This window comes from Burkholderia mayonis, from assembly GCF_001523745.2.
GTDB lineage: Bacteria > Pseudomonadota > Gammaproteobacteria > Burkholderiales > Burkholderiaceae > Burkholderia > Burkholderia mayonis.
Genome location: NZ_CP013386.1, coordinates 592,956 through 613,489 on the forward strand (window position 1 = coordinate 592,956; position 20,534 = coordinate 613,489).

Below are 20,534 nucleotides of genomic sequence, written 5' to 3' on the forward strand. Positions count from 1 at the left end.
ATCCTGCTGCACCTGTCGTCAGCCCCGAATACTTCGGCCAGTGCAGCATCAATTCCGAGACGGCGCTACGTTGACCGACCGATGGGCGCATTCCGGTTGAGTTTCCCGCACTGGTCAGCGTAGCGCGCTTCCCAGAACCCATGTCGATAGTCACTGAAGCCATTCGGCGCGCTCCGCAGAAAGCGGACGGCAGTGTGCCTGCCGCCCATCAATTACCGTCTGACGAATTTATCAGAGTGTTTGCGGGTCGGCTACCGGAAGGCTTGGCGGCGGCGCGGGGAGGGTTAGGCCGGGGACACGGATACGGCCCATAGCCTCTACGAGTGGGCGGAGCGGGTAAAATTCAGCGCCATATCCACCCGACGCATCGCCATCGTTGTGACCTTGCAATGCGTCCGCGACCTCTTTCGGCACGCCGGAGTCGCGGCACATGTCCTTGAAGCCGTGCCGGAACGAATGGTAGACCATACGCGAATCGGTGATCTTGCAGACCCCGCGCAGGTATTTACCGAACCACTTTGACCATTGCGCGGACTCCTCCCCGTGCTTGTTGGCGACGAGTGCTGAGAAAATGCGAGGCTTTCCGCGCTGGGCGTGCACATACTCTACGAACCCGCGCGCAAGTAGTTCCGGGTGGATGGGAATGCGTCGCACGCTGCCCGCGTTTTTGACGGTCTGGCCATCCCCGGCATCCGTGATGCGCAGCACGGCGGAAGATTTCACGCTGCTGTCTGAGGTGTGGTAACTCTCGGTGTAAATGTCGTCGGGGCGCAATTGGGCCAGTTCCTCTAGCCGTGCGCCTGTGAACAAGCCGAGTAGCGGCAACCAATATGCTGCCTCTCCCGCGCCGCCAACCGGGCGCAAATTCCGTGTGTAGACGGGACTGGAAAAGATCGCGGTGAGGGCGGGTACATCAAACGAGATGCGGGTTTTGCCTCTCACAGTGCCTTTGACCTGAACACGGACGCGATGCGCGGCGTTCTCCGAGACCAGCAGATTATCTTTTGCGTAGTTCAGCAGCGTCCCGAGCAGTTCCAGTTGCTTGTTTGTGTTGACAGATGTTTGACCGGTTTCGAGAAGCTTGTCCTTAAAGGCGATGACATGTGCGCGTGTGATCCCCGCGACCGGGACGCGCCCCACATGTGAGTAGAACCGCTCTACGATCAATTCCGCCTTGCGTACCGTTCGAGACTCGGGCTTGCGCTCCCCGGCCCATTTCTCAACGAGCGCGGCAAGATGGCCCGATGACGCGCCGCCGCGTGTTTCTGGGGATGCTATCTGCGGAGGTACGGAGGCTGTCAGCGCGGGAGGTGTACCGGATGCGCGGGCGATCAAGACCCCGTGTGCGAATGTGCGGGCGTGCTTGAGGCGCTGCTTGTGGTAGGCGTCGTCGGCATCTTTGGGCCACAGCACGGCCACTTGCTCGCCGTCGCAGTCGCAGATGACGTAAGAGCCGGGGCGGCGCGGGTCAACTTTTGCGGTGCGGCCAGTCGGTACACTCTCGGACGTAACGGGATCAAGAATGAGTTCCCGCAGTTCGACGGTTTGCGACACATCTCCGGTCGGCTGTCGAAGCGCGGCAAATTCTTGATCGAGACGGTAACTTTCCTCCCGGACGCGCTCGCGCGCTTTGGCGGGTTCGGACGTGCCAAGAGCTTTGACTATCTCTTTGCGGCCGCGATAGTGCGAGATTAGATCAAGTGGAATTTTGCGGCGAATGTAATACCGGGTGCCGCGCTTGAGGAGATGATTTGTCATGGCTTACGGAACAGTAGGTGTATGTTACACCGGCTGCTACCGCTCCGTAAGCCATTGATCTTGCTGATTTTTCCAACCAATCAACAAGTTAGATTGGTCGGGGTGAGAGGATTCGAACCTCCGGCCTCTACGTCCCGAACGTAGCGCTCTACCAGGCTAAGCTACACCCCGATTTGGACTCTTTCGTCGCTTCAGTCTAGTTCAAGACTGGCGTGACGTCGAGTAAGAAGATAATTCTAGCAGGCTCTCTTTGAAAATGGAAGCGGGAAATGAAGAAATTGCTGCGGCCGCAGCCTCGGCCTCTTGGCGAGCGCATTCGAGCGTGTGATCGAGCGCGCCCGAACGCGTGATTGCGTCGAAGATCGTGTCGAAGCGGTCGGTGCCGCCTTGCTCGATCGCTTCGCGCGCGAGCGCCGACTGCTCGGGCGTGCCGCGTTCGATCAGATAGATGAGCGGCAGCGTCGGCTTGCCTTCGCGCAGGTCGTCGCCGGCGTTCTTGCCCATTGACTCGGCGGTGCCCGCGTAGTCGAGCCAGTCGTCCATGATCTGGAACGCAGTGCCGATCCGGCGGCCATATTCGGCGGCGGCGGCCTCGGTCGGCGCGTCGGCGCCCGCCAGTACCGCGCCAAGGCGCGCCGAGGCCTCGAACAGCTTCGCGGTCTTGTAGCGGATCACCTGCATGTAGCGGGTTTCGTCGACGTCGGCGTCGTGCATGTTCAGGAGCTGCAGCACTTCGCCCTCGGAGATGATCGTCGTCGCTTCCGACAGGATCTCCATCACGCGCATCTTGCCGACGCCCACCATCATTTCGAACGAGCGCGAGTAGAGGTAATCGCCGACGAGCACGCTCGCCGCGTTGCCGAACAGTGCGTTCGCGGTCTTGCGGCCGCGCCGCAGCTCCGATTCGTCGACGACGTCGTCGTGCAGCAGCGTCGCCGTATGGATGAACTCGACGACGGCCGCGAGCACGTGCTTCTGGCTCGTGTTTTCGCCGAGCGCGCCCGCGACGAGAAGGAGAAGCGCCGGTCGCAGCCGCTTGCCGCCCGCGCCGATAATGTACTCGGCGATCTGGTTGATCAGCAGCACGTCGGACGCGAGGCTTTGCCGAATGACGCGATTCACCTGCTCCATATCGCTTGCGATCGGGGCGAGCAGGTGGGCGGCGCTGAGGGAGGGGGTGGCAGTCGACGACATGATCATGGAAATGGGTAGTGCCGCGGATTATAAGGCGAATCGCCCGCGAGCCGGGCTGTCGTGCGACTTCTTCATGCGTTTTTCGGCCGCTCGGCCGATGTTCGCGCCACGATCGGGCGCGGCAGACGCGGATGGACTTTGACCGAAGCGCTAACTCCATGTATAATCACGCGTTTTCCGCGCACGGTGCACGGAAAAATGGATCCAGAGTGAGGTTCTCAATGTACGCGGTCATAAAAACCGGCGGCAAGCAGTACAAGGTTGCCGTTGGCGAAAAACTGAAAGTAGAACAGATGCCGGCAGACATTGACGCAGAAATCACGCTCGACCAGGTTCTCGCAGTGGGCGAAGGCGAATCGATTAAGTTCGGTACGCCGCTGGTCAGTGGGGCTTCCGTCAAGGCCACCGTCATATCGCACGGTCGTCATGCCAAGGTCACCATCTTCAAGATGCGTCGCCGGAAGCACTACCAAAAGCACGGCGGCCACCGCCAGAACTACACCGAGCTGCGCATCGACGCGATCAACGCGTAAGCGCCTCCCTCGGTAAAGGAGCAATCAGATGGCACACAAAAAAGCAGGCGGCTCGTCCCGGAACGGCCGCGACTCCGAGTCGAAGCGTCTCGGCGTCAAGGTGTATGGCGGCCAGGCGATCAACGCGGGCGGCATCATCGTGCGTCAGCGCGGCACGCGCATGCACGCAGGCGAAAACGTCGGCATGGGCAAGGACCACACGCTCTTCGCGCTGGTCGACGGCCATGTGAAGTTCACGACGAAGGGCGCCGCCAAGAAGCACACGGTCGTCGTCGTCCCGGCCGCTGCCTGAGTTCAGGCGCGACGGGCTTCGTAGCCAAGAAAGGCCCCGCGGTAACAGCGGGGCCTTTTTTATTTTGTGCGCGAATTTTGCGCGCAGGCATTCGCCGCGCGCATCGGCTGTTCGGCCGATTGGTCAAGCGCGGCGCCGCACGGCACAATAGCGGGAATAGCAGCAAATACTGGACGGAGTGACGGATGAAGTTCATTGACGAAGCGCGAATCGAAGTCATCGCCGGCGACGGGGGCGATGGCAGCGCGTCGATGCGCCGCGAGAAATTCGTTCCGTTCGGCGGGCCGGACGGCGGCGACGGCGGCCGCGGCGGCAGCGTATACGTGATCGCGGATCGCAACATCAACACGCTGATCGACTACCGATACGCGAAGAAGCACATGGCGCGCAACGGCGAGAACGGCCGCGGCTCCGATTGCTACGGCAAGGGCGGCGACGACATCACGCTGCGCATGCCGGTCGGCACTGTCATCAACGACATGGACACGGGCGAGCTGATCGCCGATCTGACTGAGCACGACCAGAAGGTGCTCGTCGTGAAGGGCGGCGCGGGCGGCCTCGGCAACCTGCATTTCAAGTCGAGCACGAACCGCGCGCCGCGCCAGAAGACGGACGGCAAGCCGGGCGAGCGGCGCATGCTGAAGCTCGAGTTGAAGGTGCTTGCGGACGTCGGCCTCCTCGGGATGCCGAACGCCGGCAAGTCGACGTTCATCGCGTCGGTGTCGAACGCGAAGCCGAAGATCGCCGACTATCCGTTCACGACGCTCGCGCCGAATCTCGGCGTCGTGCGCGTCGGGCCGGGCAAGAGCTTCGTGATCGCCGACATTCCGGGCCTGATCGAAGGTGCGGCGGAAGGCGCGGGCCTCGGCCATCAGTTCCTGCGGCATCTGCAGCGCACCGGTATCCTGCTGCATCTCGTCGATCTCGCGCCGTTCGACGAAAACGTCGATCCCGTCGCCGAGGCGAAGGCGATCGTCGGCGAGCTGCGCAAGTACGACGAATCGCTGTACGAGAAGCCGCGCTGGCTCGTCTTGAACAAGCTCGACATGGTGTCGGAGGGCGAGCGCGGCGCGCGCGTCGCCGACTTCATCGAGCGCTTCGGCTGGGCTGGCCCCGTATTCGAGATTTCCGCGCTGACGGGGCAGGGCTGCGAAGGCCTCGTCTACGCGATCTACGACTATCTCTCCGTGCATTCGGATGCGCATCGCGCCGAGATCGCCGAGGATCTGGCGTCGGACGTGCGCTTCCGCGACGTGCCGTCCGCCGCCGGCGAACCGCGCGAGCGCGAAGCCGACGCGCCGTAAGCGCCGCCGCGGCACCGCAAGCCGCGCCGCGCGGTCCGCACGGCGCGCGAGATATTCGCGCATCACTCACAGGAGGCAGCGCACGATGCGTTCGATCATCGCCGATTCGAAACGCTTGGTAGTGAAGGTCGGCTCGAGCCTCGTCACCAACGATGGCCGCGGGCTCGACCATGACGCTATCGGCCGATGGGCTGCCCAGATCGCCGCGCTGCGCGGCGCGGGCAAGGAAGTGGTGCTCGTCAGCTCGGGCGCGATCGCGGAAGGGATGCAGCGCCTCGGCTGGAGCAAGCGGCCGCGGGAAATTGACGAATTGCAGGCGGCTGCGGCCGTCGGGCAGATGGGGCTCGCGCAGGTGTACGAGAGCCGCTTCGCCGAGCACGGCATCCGCACCGCGCAGATTCTCCTCACGCACGCGGACCTCGCCGACCGCGAACGCTACCTGAATGCACGCTCGACGCTTCTCACGCTGCTGCGGCTCGGCGTCGTGCCGATCATCAACGAGAACGACACCGTCGTCACCGACGAAATCAAGTTCGGCGACAACGATACGCTCGGTGCGCTCGTCGCGAACCTGATCGAAGGCGACGCGCTCATCATCCTTACTGACCAGCAGGGGCTCTTTACGGCCGATCCGCGCAAGGATCCGAGCGCGACGCTCGTCGGCGAGGCGAGCGCCGGCGCGCCCGAACTCGAGGCGATGGCGGGCGGCGCGGGGTCGAGCATCGGCCGCGGCGGCATGCTGACGAAGATTCTCGCGGCGAAGCGCGCCGCGCACAGCGGTGCGAACACCGTGATCGCGAGCGGCCGTGAGCATGAAGTGCTCGTGCGGCTTGCGTCGGGCGAGACGGTCGGCACGCAGCTGATCGCACGCACCGCGCGGATGGCGGCGCGCAAGCAGTGGATGGCGGACCACTTGCAGGTGCGCGGCCACGTCGTCATCGATGCAGGCGCGGTCGACAAGCTGACGGCGGGCGGCAAGAGCCTGCTGCCGATCGGTGTCGTCGCGGTGCAGGGCGTGTTCGCGCGCGGCGAAGTCATCGCGTGCGTCGACGACACGGGCCGCGAAGTCGCACGCGGCATTACCAATTACAGCAGCGCCGAGACGAAGCTGATCCAGCGCAAGCCGAGCGGCGAGATCGAAGCGGTGCTCGGCTACATGCTCGAGCCCGAGCTGATCCATCGGGACAACCTCGTGCTCGTCTGACGCGGCGCCGTTGTGGCGCGGGGCTTCGAGCGAAGCCGACAAACAAAAATACCGCGCAAGCGGGCATTTTTGTTTTCGCCATCCTGTCCGGCACGCAGTTGTGCGGCCCGCGCGGCCGGTTGCATCCGCGCGTTGGTGCGCCGGCGTGCCTCGATCGGCACGCACCGGCCGCGCCGGATCAGCGGATCTGATTGAGCGTCGTCCGGTTGTAGCGGATGTTCTCGATGATCGCCGAGCGCTTGCCCGTCGGCATCTTGTTCGCGCAGAAGAAGTCCTGATAGAGCGCCGCGTGGTACGCGTTCAGTTCGCCGTTCTCGATCCGCTGCCAGTCGGTTGCGACCGTGCGGTCCCAGCCGTCGTGATCCGCGTTCAGACCCGCGTACTGGCGCCATTCGTACGTGTCGCAGCGAATTCCTTCGTAGTTGACGTTGCGCGCGCCCGCGGGGCTCGTGACGACGACAATGTAGCGGACGACGCCGTCCGTGCCGACGTCGAGCGACTTCGAATCGACGGAGAACTTGAGCGGCGTGTTCTGCGACACGTTGAACGACAGCAGATCGCTCGTCTGCGGCAGCGGCGGCAGCGTCTCGACCTTGTTTTCAGTCCATTGCGGCTGACGGTCGAGCAGGTAGGTGAATGCGCTGTCGTCCTTGTTGGTCGGAGTGTTCGAATGGGCGCAGCCGGCCAGCGCGGCGGCCGCGACGATCGACGCAGCGGCAAGAGCAATCGATTTCAATATGCGTACCTCGTAAAAAAGCGCGGCATCCTTCAATGCCGCGCCCGGTCATGCGTTTTTCATTCCCGTCGGACGAGCTCGTGCGTCAATCGCGCAAGGTCAGGCGGGGAGGGTTTTCGTCGAGCGCGCTCGCGCCCGGCTCGACTTCCGAACAGACTGCCGACATGTCGATCGCTGCTGGTGTTTCCGCGATCTCGTGTCCGTTCGCAACGCGCGGAAAGCGCGACGCGCGCGGACCGCGCGGCTTGTCGGAACGCTGCGCCGGGCGGCGCAGGAAACGCGACAATTCGGTCAACGCCAACTGATACACATCCCGCTTGAACTCGATCACCGCGTCGAGTGGCACCCAGTATTCGTTCCAGCGCCATGCGTCGAACTCCGGATGATCCGTCGCGCGCAGGCAGATGTCGCAATCGCGCCCGACCATTCGCAGCAGGAACCAGATCTGCTTCTGGCCGCGATAATGTCCGCGCACTTCGCGCTTGATGAACTTGTCTGGCACCTCATAACGCAACCAGTCGCGAGTGCGGCCGATGATCTTGACGTGTTCCGGCAGCAGCCCGGTTTCCTCGTGCAGTTCCCGGTACATTGCCTGCATCGGGGTCTCGCCGTACTTGATGCCCCCTTGCGGAAACTGCCAGGAATGCTCGCGGAGCCGCTTGCCCCAAAACACCTCGTTGCGCGCGTTCAAGAGGATGATGCCGACGTTCGGGCGAAAGCCTTCACGATCCAGCATACAACCACCTTCGAATCCTTTAAAATTGCTTTGATTATAAACAGATAACGGGCGCCGCGCACCGGAACGGAGCGAATCCGGGCGAGGTGCGTCATCTACACTGTCCCCGATTTGTCTGGTATGTCACCTGCGCCGCACGCCACCGCGCAGCCGTTAATTCACCTTTAGACTTTTTTCGGGCGGCCCGCGTTGGCCGCCGCTAATGGAACCGTTCGCATGAAAGCCTCTCGTTTCTTTATCGGCACCCTGAAGGAAGCACCCGCCGACGCCGAGATCGTCAGCCACAAGCTGATGGTGCGAGCCGGCATGATCCGCCGCGTTGCCGGCGGCATCTATAACTATCTGCCGATCGGCTTGCGCTCGATTCGCAAGGTCGAGGCGATCGTGCGCGAAGAGATGAACCGGGCGGGCGCGATCGAGCTGCTGATGCCCGCCGTGCAGCCCGCCGAGCTGTGGCAGGAGTCGGGGCGCTGGGAGCAGTACGGCCCCGAGCTGCTGCGCTTCAAGGATCGCAAGCAGAACGACTTCGTGATCGGACCGACTCACGAAGAGGTGATCACCGACATCGCGCGCAACCAGATCAAGAGCTATCGGCAGATGCCGGTGAACTTCTATCAGATCCAGACGAAGTTCCGCGACGAGATCCGCCCGCGCTTCGGCGTGATGCGCGGCCGTGAGTTCATCATGAAGGACGCGTACTCGTTCGACAGGGATCACGAAGGCCTCAAGGAGTCGTACAGGAAAATGTATGACGCATACGTGCGGGTCTTTACGCGGATCGGCCTCGAATTCCGTCCGGTCGCGGCCGACAACGGCTCGATCGGCGGCAGCGGTTCGCACGAATTCCATGTGATCGCCGACACCGGCGAGGACGCGATCGCCTACTGCCCGACGTCCGACTTCGCGGCGAACGTCGAGGCGGCCGAGGCGCTGCCGCTGTTCGCGAGCCGTGCGGCGCCCGCCGAGGCGATGCAGAAGGTCGCGACGCCCGGCAAGGCGAAGTGCGAGGCGGTCGCCGAGCTTCTGAGCATCCCGCTCGAGCGCACGATCAAGTCGATCGTGCTCGCGACCGACAACGACGGCGCCGAGCCGTCGATCTGGCTGCTGATGCTGCGCGGCGACCACGACCTGAACGAAATCAAGACGGCGAAGCTGCCGGGCCTGGCCGGCTACCGCTTCGCGACCGAGACGGAGATCGTCGAGTGGTTCGGCACGCCGCCCGGCTACCTCGGCCCGATTGGCACGAAGAAGCCGGTGCGCGTGATCGCCGATCGCACGGTCGCGAACATGAGCGACTTCGTCGTCGGCGCGAACGAAGTCGATTACCACGTCGCCGGCGTGAACTGGGGCCGCGACTTGCCGGAGCCCGTGATCGCCGACATCCGCAACGTGAAGGCGGGCGATCCGTCGCCGGACGGCAAGGGCACGCTCGACATCTGCCGCGGCATCGAAGTCGGCCACGTGTTCCAGCTCGGCGCGAAGTATTCGGAGGCGATGGGCGCGACGTTCATCGACGAATCGGGCAAGGCGCAGCCGATGGTGATGGGGTGCTACGGGATCGGCGTTACGCGGATCCTCGGCGCGGCGATCGAGCAGAACTTCGACGACAAGGGGATCATCTGGCCCGAGGCGATCGCGCCGTTCGAGGTCGTGCTGTGCCCGATGGGCTATGACCGCAGCGATGCGGTGCGCGAAGCGGCCGACAAGCTCTACGCGGATCTCGCCGCGGCGGGCGTCGACGTGATCCTCGACGATCGCGGCGAGCGTCCGGGCGTGATGTTCGCGGACTGGGAACTGATCGGCGTGCCGCATCGCCTCGTGATCGGCGAGCGCGGCCTGAAGGACGGCATGGTCGAGTACCAGGGGCGCCGCGACGTCGAAGCGACGCTGCTGCCCGCCGATTCGGCCGCGGCGGCGATCGCCGAGAAGGTTCGCGCGGTGCTCGGCCGCTGATCGTCGGCGAAACGGGGGCGCGCGTTGGAGTCGAATTTCCTGTCGGCGACGGTGCTCCTCATCCTCATCACCGATCCGCTCGGCAACATCCCGCTCGTCATCGCGGCGCTGCGGGACGTGCCGGGCGAACGGCGCGTGAAGGTGATCCTGCGCGAAGTGGCGATCGCGTTCGTGATCCTGCTGTTCTTCATGGTCGTCGGCGACCGCTTCCTGCGGATGATGAGCCTGACCGATGTGTCGCTGCGGATCGGCGGGGGAATCGTGCTGTTCCTGATTGCGCTCCGGATGATCTTTCCGCATCCGGACGGCGCGCTCGGCAGCGATCCGCGCGCGGGCGGCGAGCCGTTCATCGTGCCGCTCGCGATTCCGGCGCTCGCCGGGCCGTCGGCGCTCGCGACGGTGATGCTGCTCACGTCGCAGGCGCCCGGCAAGATGTTCGAATGGGCGGGCGCGCTGACGGTGACGATGCTCGTGTGTGCGGTGACGCTCGTGCTCGCCGAACGGATTCAGCAGTGGCTCGGCGAGCGCACGGTGCTCGCGTTCGAGCGGCTGATGGGGCTCGTGCTCGTCGCGATCTCGGTCGAGATGATGATGGCGGGCGTTCGCGCGTTCGTTCACCAGTTGTGATGGGCTGACCGACTGCGGCGCTGCGGGATCTTCGATCGCCAAGCAAGAAAAAGCGGCCCGCGCATTACACGCGAGCCGCTTTTCCATGATGTCTTTGGTGCGCCGGGCCGGTGCCGCCGTGCCGCCGTGCCGGCGTCAGACGTCCGCCGTCAGCGCGCGGATCGTCGGCAGGTTGCGCCAGTAGCCCTTCGCGTCCATCCCGCAGCCGAACACGTAGCGGTCCGGTACCGCGAACCCGCAGAAGTCCGGGTGCAGCGGCTTCGCCTTCGCGAGCGTCTTCTCGCACAGCACCGCGGACAGGAAGCGCTTCGCGCCCATCTCGAGGATGCGGTCGCGGATCGCAGCCATCGTTTCGCCTTCGTCGAGGATGTCGTCGAGCACGAGCACGATGCGGTCCTTCACCGATTCGCGCGGCGCGACGCGCCAATGCATCTCGGGGCTGCCCTTCGTCGTGTTGCGATAGCGGGTCAGGTGGATGTAGTCGAACTCGAGCGGGAAATCGAGGTGCGGCAGCAGCATGCCGGTGAACACCGCCGCACCGCCCATCACCGACAGCACGAGCGGGAACTCCTCGCCGATCTGGTCGCGGATCTCTGCAGCCATCCGACCGATCGATGCGTTGACTTCGTCGGCGGAGACGATCTCTTCGGAGTGTTGGAAAATGTGGAGGGCTTCTTCTCGATTCATGAGGTCTGGCGAGCGGTCTCGTCTGGGATACCAATAAGAATGAAACAATGCGGCGCCACGCGCTACAGCATATACCCGTGCGCGGCGCCGCGGCGAATCAGCGCATGCCGGGCATCATGCCCTTAATGCCGCGCATCATCTTCTGCAGGTTGCCGCCCTTCAGCTTCTTCATCATCGTGCGCATCTGGTCGTACTGATTCAGCATCCGGTTGACTTCCTGCACCGGGACGCCCGCGCCCGCCGCGATCCGGCGTTTGCGCGTCGCCTTGATGATCTCGGGCTTCGCGCGCTCCGCGGGCGTCATCGAATTGATGATGCCTTCCATCCGGCGGATCTGCTTTTCGGCCTGGCTCATGTCGGCGCCCGCCGCGGCCTGCTGGAACTGCGCGGGCAGCTTGTCCATCAGCGACGACAGCCCGCCCATGTTCTTCATCTGCGAGATCTGCGCGCGGAAATCGTTCAGGTCGAAATCGCCGCCTTTCTTGACCTTGTTGGCCAGTTTCTCCGCTGCCTTGATGTCGACGCCGCGCTGCGCTTCCTCAACGAGCGCGAGGATGTCGCCCATCCCGAGGATCCGGTTTGCCATCCGGTCCGGGTGGAAGATCTCGAGGCCGTCGAGCTTCTCGGCGACGCCGACGAACTTGATCGGCTTGCCCGTCACATGGCGCACCGACAGCGCGGCGCCGCCGCGCGAGTCGCCATCGAGTTTCGTCAGCACGACGCCCGTGAGCGGCAGCGCGTCGTTGAACGCCTTCGCGGTGTTGACGGCGTCCTGGCCGAGCATCGCGTCGACGACGAAGAGCGTCTCGACTGGCTTGAGCGCCGCGTGCAGCGCGGTGATCTCCTGCATCATCGCTTCGTCGATGCCGAGGCGGCCTGCGGTATCGACGAGCAGCACATCGTGATAGTGGCGCTTTGCCCAGTCGACGGCCGCGTTCGCGATGTCGACGGGCTTCTGGTCGGGCGTCGACGGGAAGAACTCGGCGCCGACCTGCTCGCTCACCGTTTTCAGCTGCGCGATCGCGGCCGGGCGGTAGACGTCGCACGAGACGGTGAGCACCTTCTTCTTGTACTTCTCGCGCAGCAGCTTCGCGAGCTTGCCGACGGTCGTCGTCTTGCCGGCGCCCTGCAGGCCGGCCATCAGGATGATCGCGGGCGGCGTGACGGCGAGGTTCAGCTCGGCCGCCTTGCCTTCGTAGTCGCCGCCAATCACGGCGGTCAGTTCCTTCTGGACCACGCCGACGAGCGCTTGACCGGGCGACAGGCTGCCGACCACGTCCTCGCCGAGCGCTTTTTCCTTGACCTTCGCGATGAAATCGCGGACGACGGGCAGCGCGACGTCGGCTTCGAGGAGCGCAAGCCGCACCTCACGGAGCATCTCCTGGGTGTTCGCCTCGGTGAGCCGGGCCTCGCCGCGCAGCGTCTTGACGACGCGCGCCATCCGTTGGGTGAGATTGTCGAGCATGGGGAGCGATGGACAGTGAAGCCCGCAGGCGCGAGTGGGACAAAAAGCCGGCCGTCGCGGGTAGGGGGCCTAGTGTAAACTTCGAACATGGATATTGTACTGTATGCCCTCACTGCGCTCTTATATGGCGGCCTCGCCGTCGCCAGCTGGCGCACGCGCCGCGTCGGCGCGGCGCGGCCGCTCGTCGCGAGCGTGCCGGCCGTCCCGCACGCGCGCGAATCCGTCTCGGCCGGGATGGGGGGGCTTGGGCGCACGATCCTCTGCGCCGCGCTGCTCGCGCATGGGGTGCTGCTGCACATGACGATCTTCCCGCACGACGCGATGGTGTTCGGCTTTGCGTTCGCGCTGTCGGCGATGTTCTGGCTCGGCGCCGGCATCTACTGGATCGAGAGCTTCTTCTTCCCGCTCGACGGCATGCGGCTCCTCGTGTTGCCGCTGGCGTGCGGCGCGTCGCTCCTGCCGCTGGCGTTCGGCGGCGTGCACGTGCTGCCGTATGCGGCCGCGCCGCTCTTCAAGTTGCACTTCCTGATCGCGAACATCGCGTACGGGCTCTTCGCGATCGCGGCGCTGCACGCGGTGTTGATGCTGATGGTCGAGCGGCGTCTGCACGCGCTGCGGCACGACGGGCTGCGCGAGTCGTCGAGCTGGGTCGCCGGCTGGCTCGATACGCTGCCGCCGCTCCTCACGCTCGAGAAGCTGCTGTTCCGCCTGATCGGCGCGGGCTTCGTGCTGCTCACGCTGACGCTCGCAACGGGCATCCTGTTCAGCGAGCAGATCGACGCGCGCGCGCTCAAGCTTGATCACAAGACCGTGTTCGCGATCCTGTCCTGGCTGATGTTCGGCGGGCTCCTGGTCGCGCACAAGGCGTCCGGCTGGCGCGGCCGCGGCGTCGCGCGCTGGGTGCTCGCGTCGTTCGTCGCGCTGCTGCTCGCGTACGTCGGCAGCCGCTTCGTTCTCGAGGTGCTGCTGCACCGCTCCGTGGTTTGAATACCTGATCTCGATGCGACAAATCTTTCTCCTTATCGTGTTGTTCTTCGCGAGCTCGTGGCTCGCGAGAAAGATCCGCCAGGCGCAGGCGCGCGGCGACGGGCCGTTTGCAGGCGGCGGAGCGGGGCGCGCCGCAGGCCCCGCGTCCGACCAGGGCGGTGCGGGCCGCGTGGGCGACGGCGGCGCGCTGCCCGAGCCGATGGTCCGCTGCGCGGAATGTGGCGTGCATGCGCCGAAGAGCGATGCGATCGCGGCGGGCGGCGAGTATTTCTGTAGTCCGGAGCACGCGGCGCGTCACGCCGCGCATTCGGGCAGCCGCAGCGAGCGATGAGCGGCGTGAAGCGCTTCGCCGTCGATGCCGGCGGCTGGGTCGACGGCGCGCTGCGCGAGCCGTCGCCGAATTTCGAAGCGCGGCCGGAAGGCCTCGCGCCTTCGCTCGTCGTGATCCACAACATCAGCCTGCCGCCCGGCGAGTTCGGCGGCGATGCGATCGTCGAGCTATTCCAGAATCGCCTCGACTGCGACGCGCATCCGTACTACGACGCGCACCTGCGCGGCGTGCGAGTATCCGCGCATTTCCTGATCCGGCGCGACGGCGTGCTGATCCAGTTCGTGTCGTGCGACGTGCGCGCATGGCACGCGGGCGCGTCGAGCTTCTTCGGCCGCGAGCGCTGCAACGATTTCTCGATCGGCATCGAGCTCGAAGGCGCGGACGACGTCGCATTCGACGCGCCGCAATATGCGACGCTCGCCGCGCTTGCGCGCGCGCTTGCCGCGCATTACCCGATCGATGCGTTCGCGGGCCACGAGCACGTCGCGCCCGGACGCAAGACCGATCCCGGTCCGCACTTCGATTGGCAACGTTTCTCTGACGACGCCGGTTTTCCGGCTCGATACTTTCCTTACCGGAAGCACTGAGCGCGAGGTCTTTTTGACGCGCACCGCATTGTTTCGCCGGGCGTGCCTTGTCGTGTCGACGTATCGCGCTTGTCAATAGACTTCGAGCAAATTTTTCCTTTGGCGCTTCCGCAAGGCTCCACTATACTTTGGGCCAATCGAGCAGTTCGGCACTACATATAGTGTGTCGATCGGGGGCATTTTCCGTTCCCGACCGCGGTTTCCGGCGTCATCGCCGGAGCACGACATTCTCAGTGCGGCGCATCCGGCCAGCGGTCCGGCGCGCTGCGACCCGCGTGGAAAAGTGTAGCCAGGGGCGCGATGCGCATGACGAAGACCAATGTCGAATCGAGCGCGTCACGTGGGCCCAACCGGCAAGGCAGCCGCTTCTTCCGCGTCTTACCGCTCGCGCACGTCGTGGCGCACCGTCCGTATTAATCCGCGGTCCCTTCCGCATCACCCAACACCAGGAGTTTTGCCCATGCAAACCACCGATAACGCGACGTCCCAATTCGAGAGCGCGGCGAGCCGCCCGCTCGCCGGTGGCGCACAAGGCGCGCCGGCACTTGCGTCGCAGACGACGTACGCCGACTACAAGGTGATCCGCCGCAACGGCAGCGTGGTGTCGTTCGAACCGTCGAAGATCGCGATCGCGGTGACGAAGGCGTTCCTGGCCGTCAACGGCGGCCAGGGCGCCGCGTCGGCCCGTGTGCGCGAGCTCGTCGAGCAACTGACGCAGAACGTCGTGCGCGCGCTCGTGCGCAGCCGCCCGAACGGCGGCACGTTCCATATTGAAGACATTCAGGATCAGGTCGAGCTCGCGCTGATGCGCGGCGGCGAGCACAACGTCGCACGCGCGTACGTGCTGTACCGCGAGAAGCGTCACCTCGAGCGCGTCCACGCGGGCGAGGCGGCGGACGTCGAAACGTCGACGGGCGGCGGCATCAACGTGACGGACAACGGCGTCACGCGTCCGCTCGACATGAGTGCGCTGCACGCGCTGATCGTGTCGGCATGCGAGGGGCTCGGCGACGCAGTGAGCCCGGAGCCGATCGTCTCGGAAACGGTGAAGAACCTGTACGATGGCGTGCCGATGACCCAGGTCTACGATTCGGCGATCCTGGCCGCGCGCACGATGATCGAGAAGGACCCGGCGTACAGCCAGGTCACGGCGCGCATCCTGCTGCACACGATCCGCCGCGAGATCCTCGGCGAGGAAGTGACGCAGGCGGAAATGTCGACGCGCTACGCCGAATACTTCCCGCAGTTCCTGAAACGCGGCGTCGAAGCCGAGCTGCTCGACGACAAGCTGCTGCAGTTCGACCTGAAGCGCCTGGGCGATGCGCTCGACGCGAGCCGCGACCTGCAGTTCGGCTATCTCGGCCTGCAGACGCTGTACGACCGCTACTTCCTGCACGTCGATGGCGCCCGCATCGAGATGCCGCAGGCGTTCTTCATGCGTGTCGCGATGGGCCTCGCGCTGAACGAGATCGACCGCGAAGCGCGCGCGATCGAGTTTTACAACGTGCTGTCGAGCTTCGACTTCATGAGCTCGACGCCGACGCTCTTCAACTCGGGCACGCGCCGCTCGCAGCTGTCGTCGTGCTACCTGACGACGGTCGCGGACGACCTCGACGGCATCTACGAAGCGCTGAAGGACAACGCGCTGCTGTCGAAATTCGCCGGCGGCCTCGGCAACGACTGGACCCGCGTGCGTGCGCTCGGCTCGCATATCAAGGGCACGAACGGCAAGTCGCAAGGCGTGGTCCCGTTCCTGAAGGTCGTCAACGACACGGCGGTCGCGGTGAACCAGGGCGGCAAGCGCAAGGGCGCGGTGTGTGCGTACCTGGAGTCGTGGCACCTCGACATCGAGGAATTCCTCGAGCTGCGCAAGAACACGGGCGACGACCGTCGCCGCACGCACGACATGAACACGGCGAACTGGATTCCCGACCTGTTCATGAAGCGCGTGATGGAAGGCGCCGACTGGACGCTGTTCTCGCCGTCGACCTGCCCGGATCTGCACGACAAGTTCGGCGCCGAGTTCGAGACGGCGTACGTCGGCTATGAAGAGAAGGTCGCGCGCGGCGAGATCAAGCTGTTCAAGAAGATTCCGGCACAGCAGCTCTGGCGCAAGATGCTCGGCATGCTGTTCGAGACTGGCCATCCGTGGATCACGTTCAAGGATCCGTGCAATGTGCGCTCGCCGCAACAGCACGTCGGCGTCGTCCACTCGTCGAACCTGTGCACGGAAATCACGCTGAACACGAGCGACACCGAGATCGCCGTCTGCAACCTGGGCTCGGTGAACCTCGTTGCGCACCTCGCAAAGCAGGCCGACGGCGGCTACGCGCTCGACCAGGAGAAGCTGAAGCGCACGGTCCGCGTCGCGATGCGGATGCTCGACAACGTCATCGACATCAACTACTACGCGGTCGCGAAGGCGCGCAACTCGAACCTGAAGCACCGTCCGGTCGGCCTCGGCATCATGGGCTTCCAGGACTGCCTGCACCTGCTGCGCACGCCGTACGCGTCGGAGGCGGCGGTCGAGTTCGCCGATCGCTCGATGGAAGCGGTCTGCTACTACGCGTACTACGCGTCGACCGAGCTCGCCGAAGAGCGCGGCCGCTACTCGAGCTACCGCGGCTCGCTGTGGGATCGCGGCATCCTCCCGCAGGACACGCTGAAGCTGCTGACGGAAGCCCGCGGCGGCTACGTCGAAGTCGACACGAGCGCGACGCTCGACTGGCCGGTGCTGCGCGCGCGGATCGACTCGTTCGGCATGCGCAACTCGAACTGCGTCGCGATCGCGCCGACGGCGACGATCTCGAACATCATCGGCGTGTCCGCGTGCATCGAGCCGACCTTCCAGAACCTGTACGTGAAGTCGAACCTGTCGGGTGAATTCACGGTGGTCAACGAGTACCTGGTGCGCGACTTGAAGGAGCGCGGCCTGTGGGACGAGGTGATGGTCGCCGACCTGAAGTACTTCGACGGCATGCTGTCGCGCATCGACCGCGTCCCGGCCGACCTGCGTGCAATTTACGCGACCGCGTTCGAAGTCGATCCGAAGTGGCTCGTCGAGGCGGCGTCGCGTCGTCAGAAGTGGATCGACCAGGCGCAGTCGCTGAACATCTACATGGGAGGCGCGTCGGGCAAGAAGCTAGACGAGGTCTACAAGCTCGCGTGGCTGCGCGGCCTGAAGACCACTTACTACCTGCGCACGATGGCGGCGACGCACGTCGAGAAGTCGACGGTCGCGCACGGCGCGCTGAATGCGGTGCCGACTTCCGGCGGCTCGAGCGGCGGTGCGGCGGGCGGCGTGCAAGGCGCGGCAGGCGGCTTCGGCGCGGCGGGTGGCGATGCGCAGTCGGGCGCGATGAACGCGGCGCCGATCGAAGCGGACGGTCCGGTGTGCACGATGCGTCCGGGCGATCCGGGCTTCGAAGAGTGCGAAGCGTGCCAGTGATGCGGCGCGCGTAGCGCTCGACGAATGCGAGCGGCGCGCGACGAAGACCGATAAAGGTTGAAGTGCGCGCCGCTCTCTACTAAAAAAATGATAAGGAATCTGTAACGCAGCGAACGCGTTGCAGGCAGCAAGAAGCAAGAAGCGTGATCGAAACATCCCCGACGACGTCGCGTTTCGATCCGCGTTCGATGCGTCGAGCGCACCTCGCAAATCACGCGCGGCACACATCGCGCGCTGCATGAATGACGATGCGTTGCTCAAAGTGTTGTATCGAGGTCGCAACGCGAATCGAAAAAAGGATTTTTCATGAGCGAACCCTTTTATCGCTCAGGAAAAGATGGTACAAACCGATCTAAATTGATGGTGAGAATTTATGCTCAACTGGGATGACGAGAAGACTGCCGTAACTCCCGCGAGCGGAGCGCAGCACAACGCGCTGCGCGACCCCGCAGGAATGGCTGTCGGATTGCAGGCCGCGGTGCCTGCCGCTCATCAAGCTTCGTCGGCGCGGGACATCTTCGCAGGCGATTTCGCCGTGGCGCCGCATGCGTCCGCAGCGGTCGCGTCGGAAGCGCGGGTCAACGTCGCCGACAAGCGCATCATCAACGGCCAGACCGACGTCAACCAGCTCGTCCCGTTCAAGTACAAGTGGGCGTGGGAGAAGTACCTGGCCGGTTGCGCGAATCACTGGATGCCGCAGGAAATCAACATGTCCCGCGACATCGCGCTGTGGAAGGACCCGAACGGCCTGACCGAGGACGAGCGCCGGATCGTCAAGCGCAACCTCGGCTTCTTCGTGACTGCCGATTCGCTCGCCGCGAACAACATCGTGCTCGGCACCTACCGCCACATCACGGCGCCGGAGTGCCGGCAGTTCCTGCTGCGCCAGGCGTTCGAAGAGGCGATCCACACGCACGCGTATCAATATATTGTCGAATCGCTCGGCCTCGACGAAGGCGAGATCTTCAACGCGTACCACGAGGTGGCGTCGATCCGCGCGAAGGACGAGTTCCTGATTCCGTTCATCCATACGCTGACCGACCCGGCCTTCAAGACGGGCACGCTGGAAGCCGATCAGAAGCTGCTGAAGTCGCTGATCGTGTTCGCGTGCATCATGGAAGGCCTGTTCTTCTATGTCGGCTTCACGCAGATTCTCGCGCTCGGCCGGCAGAACAAGATGACGGGCGCGGCGGAGCAATACCAGTACATCCTCCGCGACGAGTCGATGCACTGCAATTTCGGGATCGACCTGATCAACCAGATCAAGCTCGAGAACCCGCACCTGTGGACGGCCGAGTTCCGCGCCGAGATCCGCGAGCTGTTCAAGCACGCCGTCGATCTCGAGTACCGCTACGCGGAAGACACGATGCCGCGCGGCGTGCTGGGCCTGAACGCGTCGATGTTCAAGAGCTACCTGCGCTTCATCAGCAACCGCCGCTGCCAGCAGATCGGCCTCGATCCGCTGTTCCCGAACGAGGAAAACCCGTTCCCGTGGATGAGCGAGATGATCGACTTGAAGAAGGAGCGCAACTTCTTCGAGACGCGGGTGATCGAGTATCAGACGGGCGGCGCGCTGTCGTGGGAATGATCCGACGCGCAGTCGACGAGTAACGATGTTCATGCCGGGCACTGGGCCCGGCGCAAGGTTTAGGAGCAAGAACGCCTGATGCAAAGCATGTCCGGTGCCTCAAGGGCCCAAGTACACGACAGGCACTTTGCGAACCCTTCAGTGGGATGGGCAAACTTCCCTCCGGAAAAGGCGGGCGGCCGAACGGCTGCCGGCTCGATCAAGCGATTAGGGGCGGCGGCGCAGGGCGCGCCGGCCGCCGACTTGATTTGGCGCGCGGTGCCAAGGGGCACGGCGCGCCATACCGTATTCATTAGCGTAAGCATGCGTCATCCGCGTACGCCGATGAATAGCCCGCTTCGCAGCGCACGTCCTGATAAACGTCCGTGGGAAGCGGGTTTTGACGAAGGGTGTAGTTTGAACTGACTCTCATCTGAACCTGAAGGAGAAAATGATGGCACTTGCCAAAAAGAAACCGGCCGCCAAGAAGGTCGCCGCGAAGAAGGTCGCTGCCAAGAAGGCCGCACCGGCGAAGAAGGCAGCGGTGAAGAAGGTTGCTGCGAAGAAGGTCGCCGTGAAGAAGGTCGCTGCCAAGAAGGCGGCGCCGGCGAAGAAGGTCGCAGCGAAGAAGGTCGCCGCCAAGAAGGTTGCGGTGAAGAAGGTCGCAGCAAAGAAGGTTGCTGCGAAGAAAGTCGCCGTGAAGAAGGTCGCAGCGAAGAAGGTCGCAGCGAAGAAGGTCGCAGCGAAGAAGGTCGCAGCGAAGAAGGCGCCGGCGAAGAAAGTTGCCGTGAAGAAGGTCGCGGCGAAGAAGGCCGCCGCAAAGAAGGCGCCGGCGAAGAAGGCTGCCGCGAAGAAGGCCGCACCTGCGAAGAAGGCGGCTGCGAAGAAGGCTGCGCCCGCGAAGAAGGCCGCACCTGCGAAGAAGGCGGCTGCGCCGAAGAAGGCGGTCGTGAAGAAGGCCGCGCCGGCGTCGACGGCGTCGACGGCATCGGTTGCTCCGGCATCGGGTGCGAAGACCGCGCTCAACCCGGCATCGGCATGGCCGTTCCCGACCGGCAGCCGTCCGTAAAGACTCGCTGCGCCAAGACGGACACATTCGCCGTGTCCTGAATCGAGTAGCCCTAC

19 protein-coding genes, 1 tRNA gene and 1 pseudogene are annotated in these 20,534 nt (G+C 64.4%); 13 read left to right on the plus strand and 8 right to left on the minus strand.

Annotation, left to right across the window (positions count from 1 at the left end; translation table 11 throughout):
- Nucleotides 1-231 precede the first annotated feature (231 nt).
- The 3 genes from WS70_RS32110 to WS70_RS03040 form a co-directional block, all read right to left on the minus strand.
- Entirely contained in the window at nucleotides 232-1,758 is a 1,527-nt protein-coding gene (locus WS70_RS32110) for a site-specific integrase (protein ID WP_162498957.1), read from the minus strand.
- A gap of 94 nt (nucleotides 1,759-1,852) precedes the next feature.
- A tRNA-Pro gene (locus WS70_RS03035) sits at nucleotides 1,853-1,929 on the minus strand.
- A 30-nt stretch (nucleotides 1,930-1,959) separates the two neighbouring features.
- Nucleotides 1,960-2,952 (minus strand): polyprenyl synthetase family protein, encoded by a 993-nt coding sequence (locus WS70_RS03040; RefSeq protein ID WP_059596398.1) that lies wholly within the window; start codon nucleotides 2,950-2,952, stop codon nucleotides 1,960-1,962.
- Nucleotides 2,953-3,173: 221 nt separating this feature from the next.
- Here WS70_RS03040 and rplU point away from each other — a divergent pair, with 221 nt between their 5' ends.
- From rplU to proB, 4 genes are all read left to right on the plus strand, one after another.
- A complete protein-coding gene (rplU, locus tag WS70_RS03050; protein ID WP_059470690.1) occupies nucleotides 3,174-3,485 on the plus strand; it encodes a 50S ribosomal protein L21 in 312 nt (103 codons plus the stop codon).
- A gap of 28 nt (nucleotides 3,486-3,513) precedes the next feature.
- Entirely contained in the window at nucleotides 3,514-3,777 is a 264-nt protein-coding gene (gene rpmA, locus WS70_RS03055) for a 50S ribosomal protein L27 (protein WP_004194025.1), read from the plus strand.
- Nucleotides 3,778-3,962: 185 nt separating this feature from the next.
- A complete protein-coding gene (cgtA, locus tag WS70_RS03065; RefSeq protein ID WP_059596316.1) occupies nucleotides 3,963-5,081 on the plus strand; it encodes an Obg family GTPase CgtA in 1,119 nt (372 codons plus the stop codon).
- Nucleotides 5,082-5,166: 85 nt separating this feature from the next.
- Nucleotides 5,167-6,285, plus strand: a complete 1,119-nt coding sequence (gene proB, locus WS70_RS03070; protein WP_059470693.1) for a glutamate 5-kinase — start codon at nucleotides 5,167-5,169, stop codon at nucleotides 6,283-6,285.
- A gap of 178 nt (nucleotides 6,286-6,463) precedes the next feature.
- On the opposite strand, the gene WS70_RS03075 is transcribed toward proB, so the two are convergent.
- Together WS70_RS03075 and WS70_RS03080 are read right to left on the minus strand one after the other, a co-directional pair.
- Nucleotides 6,464-7,021, minus strand: a complete 558-nt coding sequence (locus WS70_RS03075; protein WP_059470694.1) for a CNP1-like family protein — start codon at nucleotides 7,019-7,021, stop codon at nucleotides 6,464-6,466.
- An 85-nt stretch (nucleotides 7,022-7,106) separates the two neighbouring features.
- The gene (locus tag WS70_RS03080) at nucleotides 7,107-7,757 is read right to left on the minus strand and encodes an RNA pyrophosphohydrolase (protein ID WP_059470695.1); all 651 of its coding nucleotides are present in this window, start codon (nucleotides 7,755-7,757) and stop codon (nucleotides 7,107-7,109) included.
- Nucleotides 7,758-7,973: 216 nt separating this feature from the next.
- Between WS70_RS03080 and WS70_RS03090 the strand changes: the two genes are divergently transcribed.
- Entirely contained in the window at nucleotides 7,974-9,710 is a 1,737-nt protein-coding gene (locus WS70_RS03090; protein WP_059596317.1) for a proline--tRNA ligase, read from the plus strand.
- Between the two features lie 24 nt (nucleotides 9,711-9,734).
- Entirely contained in the window at nucleotides 9,735-10,337 is a 603-nt protein-coding gene (locus tag WS70_RS03095) for a MarC family protein (protein WP_059470697.1), read from the plus strand.
- Nucleotides 10,338-10,472: 135 nt separating this feature from the next.
- On the opposite strand, the gene WS70_RS03100 is transcribed toward WS70_RS03095, so the two are convergent.
- Complete coding sequence (locus WS70_RS03100) at nucleotides 10,473-11,024, minus strand: hypoxanthine-guanine phosphoribosyltransferase (protein WP_059470698.1); 552 nt, start codon at nucleotides 11,022-11,024, stop codon at nucleotides 10,473-10,475.
- A 97-nt stretch (nucleotides 11,025-11,121) separates the two neighbouring features.
- Nucleotides 11,122-12,489 (minus strand): signal recognition particle protein, encoded by a 1,368-nt coding sequence (ffh, locus tag WS70_RS03105; protein ID WP_059596318.1) that lies wholly within the window; start codon nucleotides 12,487-12,489, stop codon nucleotides 11,122-11,124.
- Between the two features lie 87 nt (nucleotides 12,490-12,576).
- Between ffh and WS70_RS03110 the strand changes: the two genes are divergently transcribed.
- The 3 genes from WS70_RS03110 to ampD are packed head-to-tail and all read left to right on the plus strand — an operon-like array spanning nucleotide 12,577 to nucleotide 14,394.
- Nucleotides 12,577-13,476, plus strand: a complete 900-nt coding sequence (locus tag WS70_RS03110; RefSeq protein WP_059470700.1) for a cytochrome C assembly family protein — start codon at nucleotides 12,577-12,579, stop codon at nucleotides 13,474-13,476.
- Between the two features lie 13 nt (nucleotides 13,477-13,489).
- The gene (locus WS70_RS03115) at nucleotides 13,490-13,807 is read left to right on the plus strand and encodes a PP0621 family protein (RefSeq protein WP_059596319.1); all 318 of its coding nucleotides are present in this window, start codon (nucleotides 13,490-13,492) and stop codon (nucleotides 13,805-13,807) included.
- Nucleotides 13,804-14,394, plus strand: coding sequence for a 1,6-anhydro-N-acetylmuramyl-L-alanine amidase AmpD (gene ampD / locus WS70_RS03120; protein ID WP_059596320.1), 591 nt, complete (start codon nucleotides 13,804-13,806; stop codon nucleotides 14,392-14,394). Before WS70_RS03115 ends, ampD begins: the two co-directional genes overlap by 4 nt.
- A 152-nt stretch (nucleotides 14,395-14,546) precedes the next feature.
- On the opposite strand, the pseudogene WS70_RS33555 reads toward ampD, so the two are convergent.
- Nucleotides 14,547-14,830, minus strand: a pseudogene (locus WS70_RS33555) (hypothetical protein).
- A gap of 24 nt (nucleotides 14,831-14,854) precedes the next feature.
- On the opposite strand from WS70_RS33555, the gene WS70_RS03130 reads away from it, so the two are divergent.
- The 4 genes from WS70_RS03130 (at nucleotide 14,855) to WS70_RS03150 (ending at nucleotide 20,478) form a co-directional block, all read left to right on the plus strand.
- On the plus strand, nucleotides 14,855-17,842 hold the full coding sequence (locus tag WS70_RS03130) for a ribonucleoside-diphosphate reductase subunit alpha (RefSeq protein ID WP_059470703.1): 2,988 nt from the start codon (nucleotides 14,855-14,857) through the stop codon (nucleotides 17,840-17,842).
- A 373-nt stretch (nucleotides 17,843-18,215) separates the two neighbouring features.
- Complete coding sequence (locus tag WS70_RS03140) at nucleotides 18,216-19,430, plus strand: ribonucleotide-diphosphate reductase subunit beta (RefSeq protein ID WP_059470704.1); 1,215 nt, start codon at nucleotides 18,216-18,218, stop codon at nucleotides 19,428-19,430.
- A gap of 78 nt (nucleotides 19,431-19,508) precedes the next feature.
- The gene (locus tag WS70_RS03145; protein WP_082716093.1) at nucleotides 19,509-19,835 is read left to right on the plus strand and encodes a hypothetical protein; all 327 of its coding nucleotides are present in this window, start codon (nucleotides 19,509-19,511) and stop codon (nucleotides 19,833-19,835) included.
- 28 nt (nucleotides 19,836-19,863) lie between these two features.
- Entirely contained in the window at nucleotides 19,864-20,478 is a 615-nt protein-coding gene (locus tag WS70_RS03150; RefSeq protein ID WP_059596321.1) for a histone H1-like DNA-binding protein, read from the plus strand.
- Nucleotides 20,479-20,534: the final 56 nt, after the last annotated feature.

Coding starts and splice junctions, on each gene's coding strand:
- WS70_RS32110 (WP_162498957.1), bottom strand. CDS start 1,758: ATGACAAATCATCTCCTCAAGCGCGGCACCCGGTATTACATTCGCCGC.
- WS70_RS03040 (WP_059596398.1), bottom strand. CDS start 2,952: ATGTCGTCGACTGCCACCCCCTCCCTCAGCGCCGCCCACCTGCTCGCC.
- rplU (WP_059470690.1), top strand. CDS start 3,174: ATGTACGCGGTCATAAAAACCGGCGGCAAGCAGTACAAGGTTGCCGTT.
- rpmA (WP_004194025.1), top strand. CDS start 3,514: ATGGCACACAAAAAAGCAGGCGGCTCGTCCCGGAACGGCCGCGACTCC.
- cgtA (WP_059596316.1), top strand. CDS start 3,963: ATGAAGTTCATTGACGAAGCGCGAATCGAAGTCATCGCCGGCGACGGG.
- proB (WP_059470693.1), top strand. CDS start 5,167: ATGCGTTCGATCATCGCCGATTCGAAACGCTTGGTAGTGAAGGTCGGC.
- WS70_RS03080 (WP_059470695.1), bottom strand. CDS start 7,757: ATGCTGGATCGTGAAGGCTTTCGCCCGAACGTCGGCATCATCCTCTTG.
- WS70_RS03090 (WP_059596317.1), top strand. CDS start 7,974: ATGAAAGCCTCTCGTTTCTTTATCGGCACCCTGAAGGAAGCACCCGCC.
- WS70_RS03100 (WP_059470698.1), bottom strand. CDS start 11,024: ATGAATCGAGAAGAAGCCCTCCACATTTTCCAACACTCCGAAGAGATC.
- ffh (WP_059596318.1), bottom strand. CDS start 12,489: ATGCTCGACAATCTCACCCAACGGATGGCGCGCGTCGTCAAGACGCTG.
- WS70_RS03110 (WP_059470700.1), top strand. CDS start 12,577: ATGGATATTGTACTGTATGCCCTCACTGCGCTCTTATATGGCGGCCTC.
- WS70_RS03115 (WP_059596319.1), top strand. CDS start 13,490: ATGCGACAAATCTTTCTCCTTATCGTGTTGTTCTTCGCGAGCTCGTGG.
- ampD (WP_059596320.1), top strand. CDS start 13,804: ATGAGCGGCGTGAAGCGCTTCGCCGTCGATGCCGGCGGCTGGGTCGAC.
- WS70_RS03130 (WP_059470703.1), top strand. CDS start 14,855: ATGCAAACCACCGATAACGCGACGTCCCAATTCGAGAGCGCGGCGAGC.
- WS70_RS03140 (WP_059470704.1), top strand. CDS start 18,216: ATGCTCAACTGGGATGACGAGAAGACTGCCGTAACTCCCGCGAGCGGA.
- WS70_RS03145 (WP_082716093.1), top strand. CDS start 19,509: ATGCAAAGCATGTCCGGTGCCTCAAGGGCCCAAGTACACGACAGGCAC.
- WS70_RS03150 (WP_059596321.1), top strand. CDS start 19,864: ATGGCACTTGCCAAAAAGAAACCGGCCGCCAAGAAGGTCGCCGCGAAG.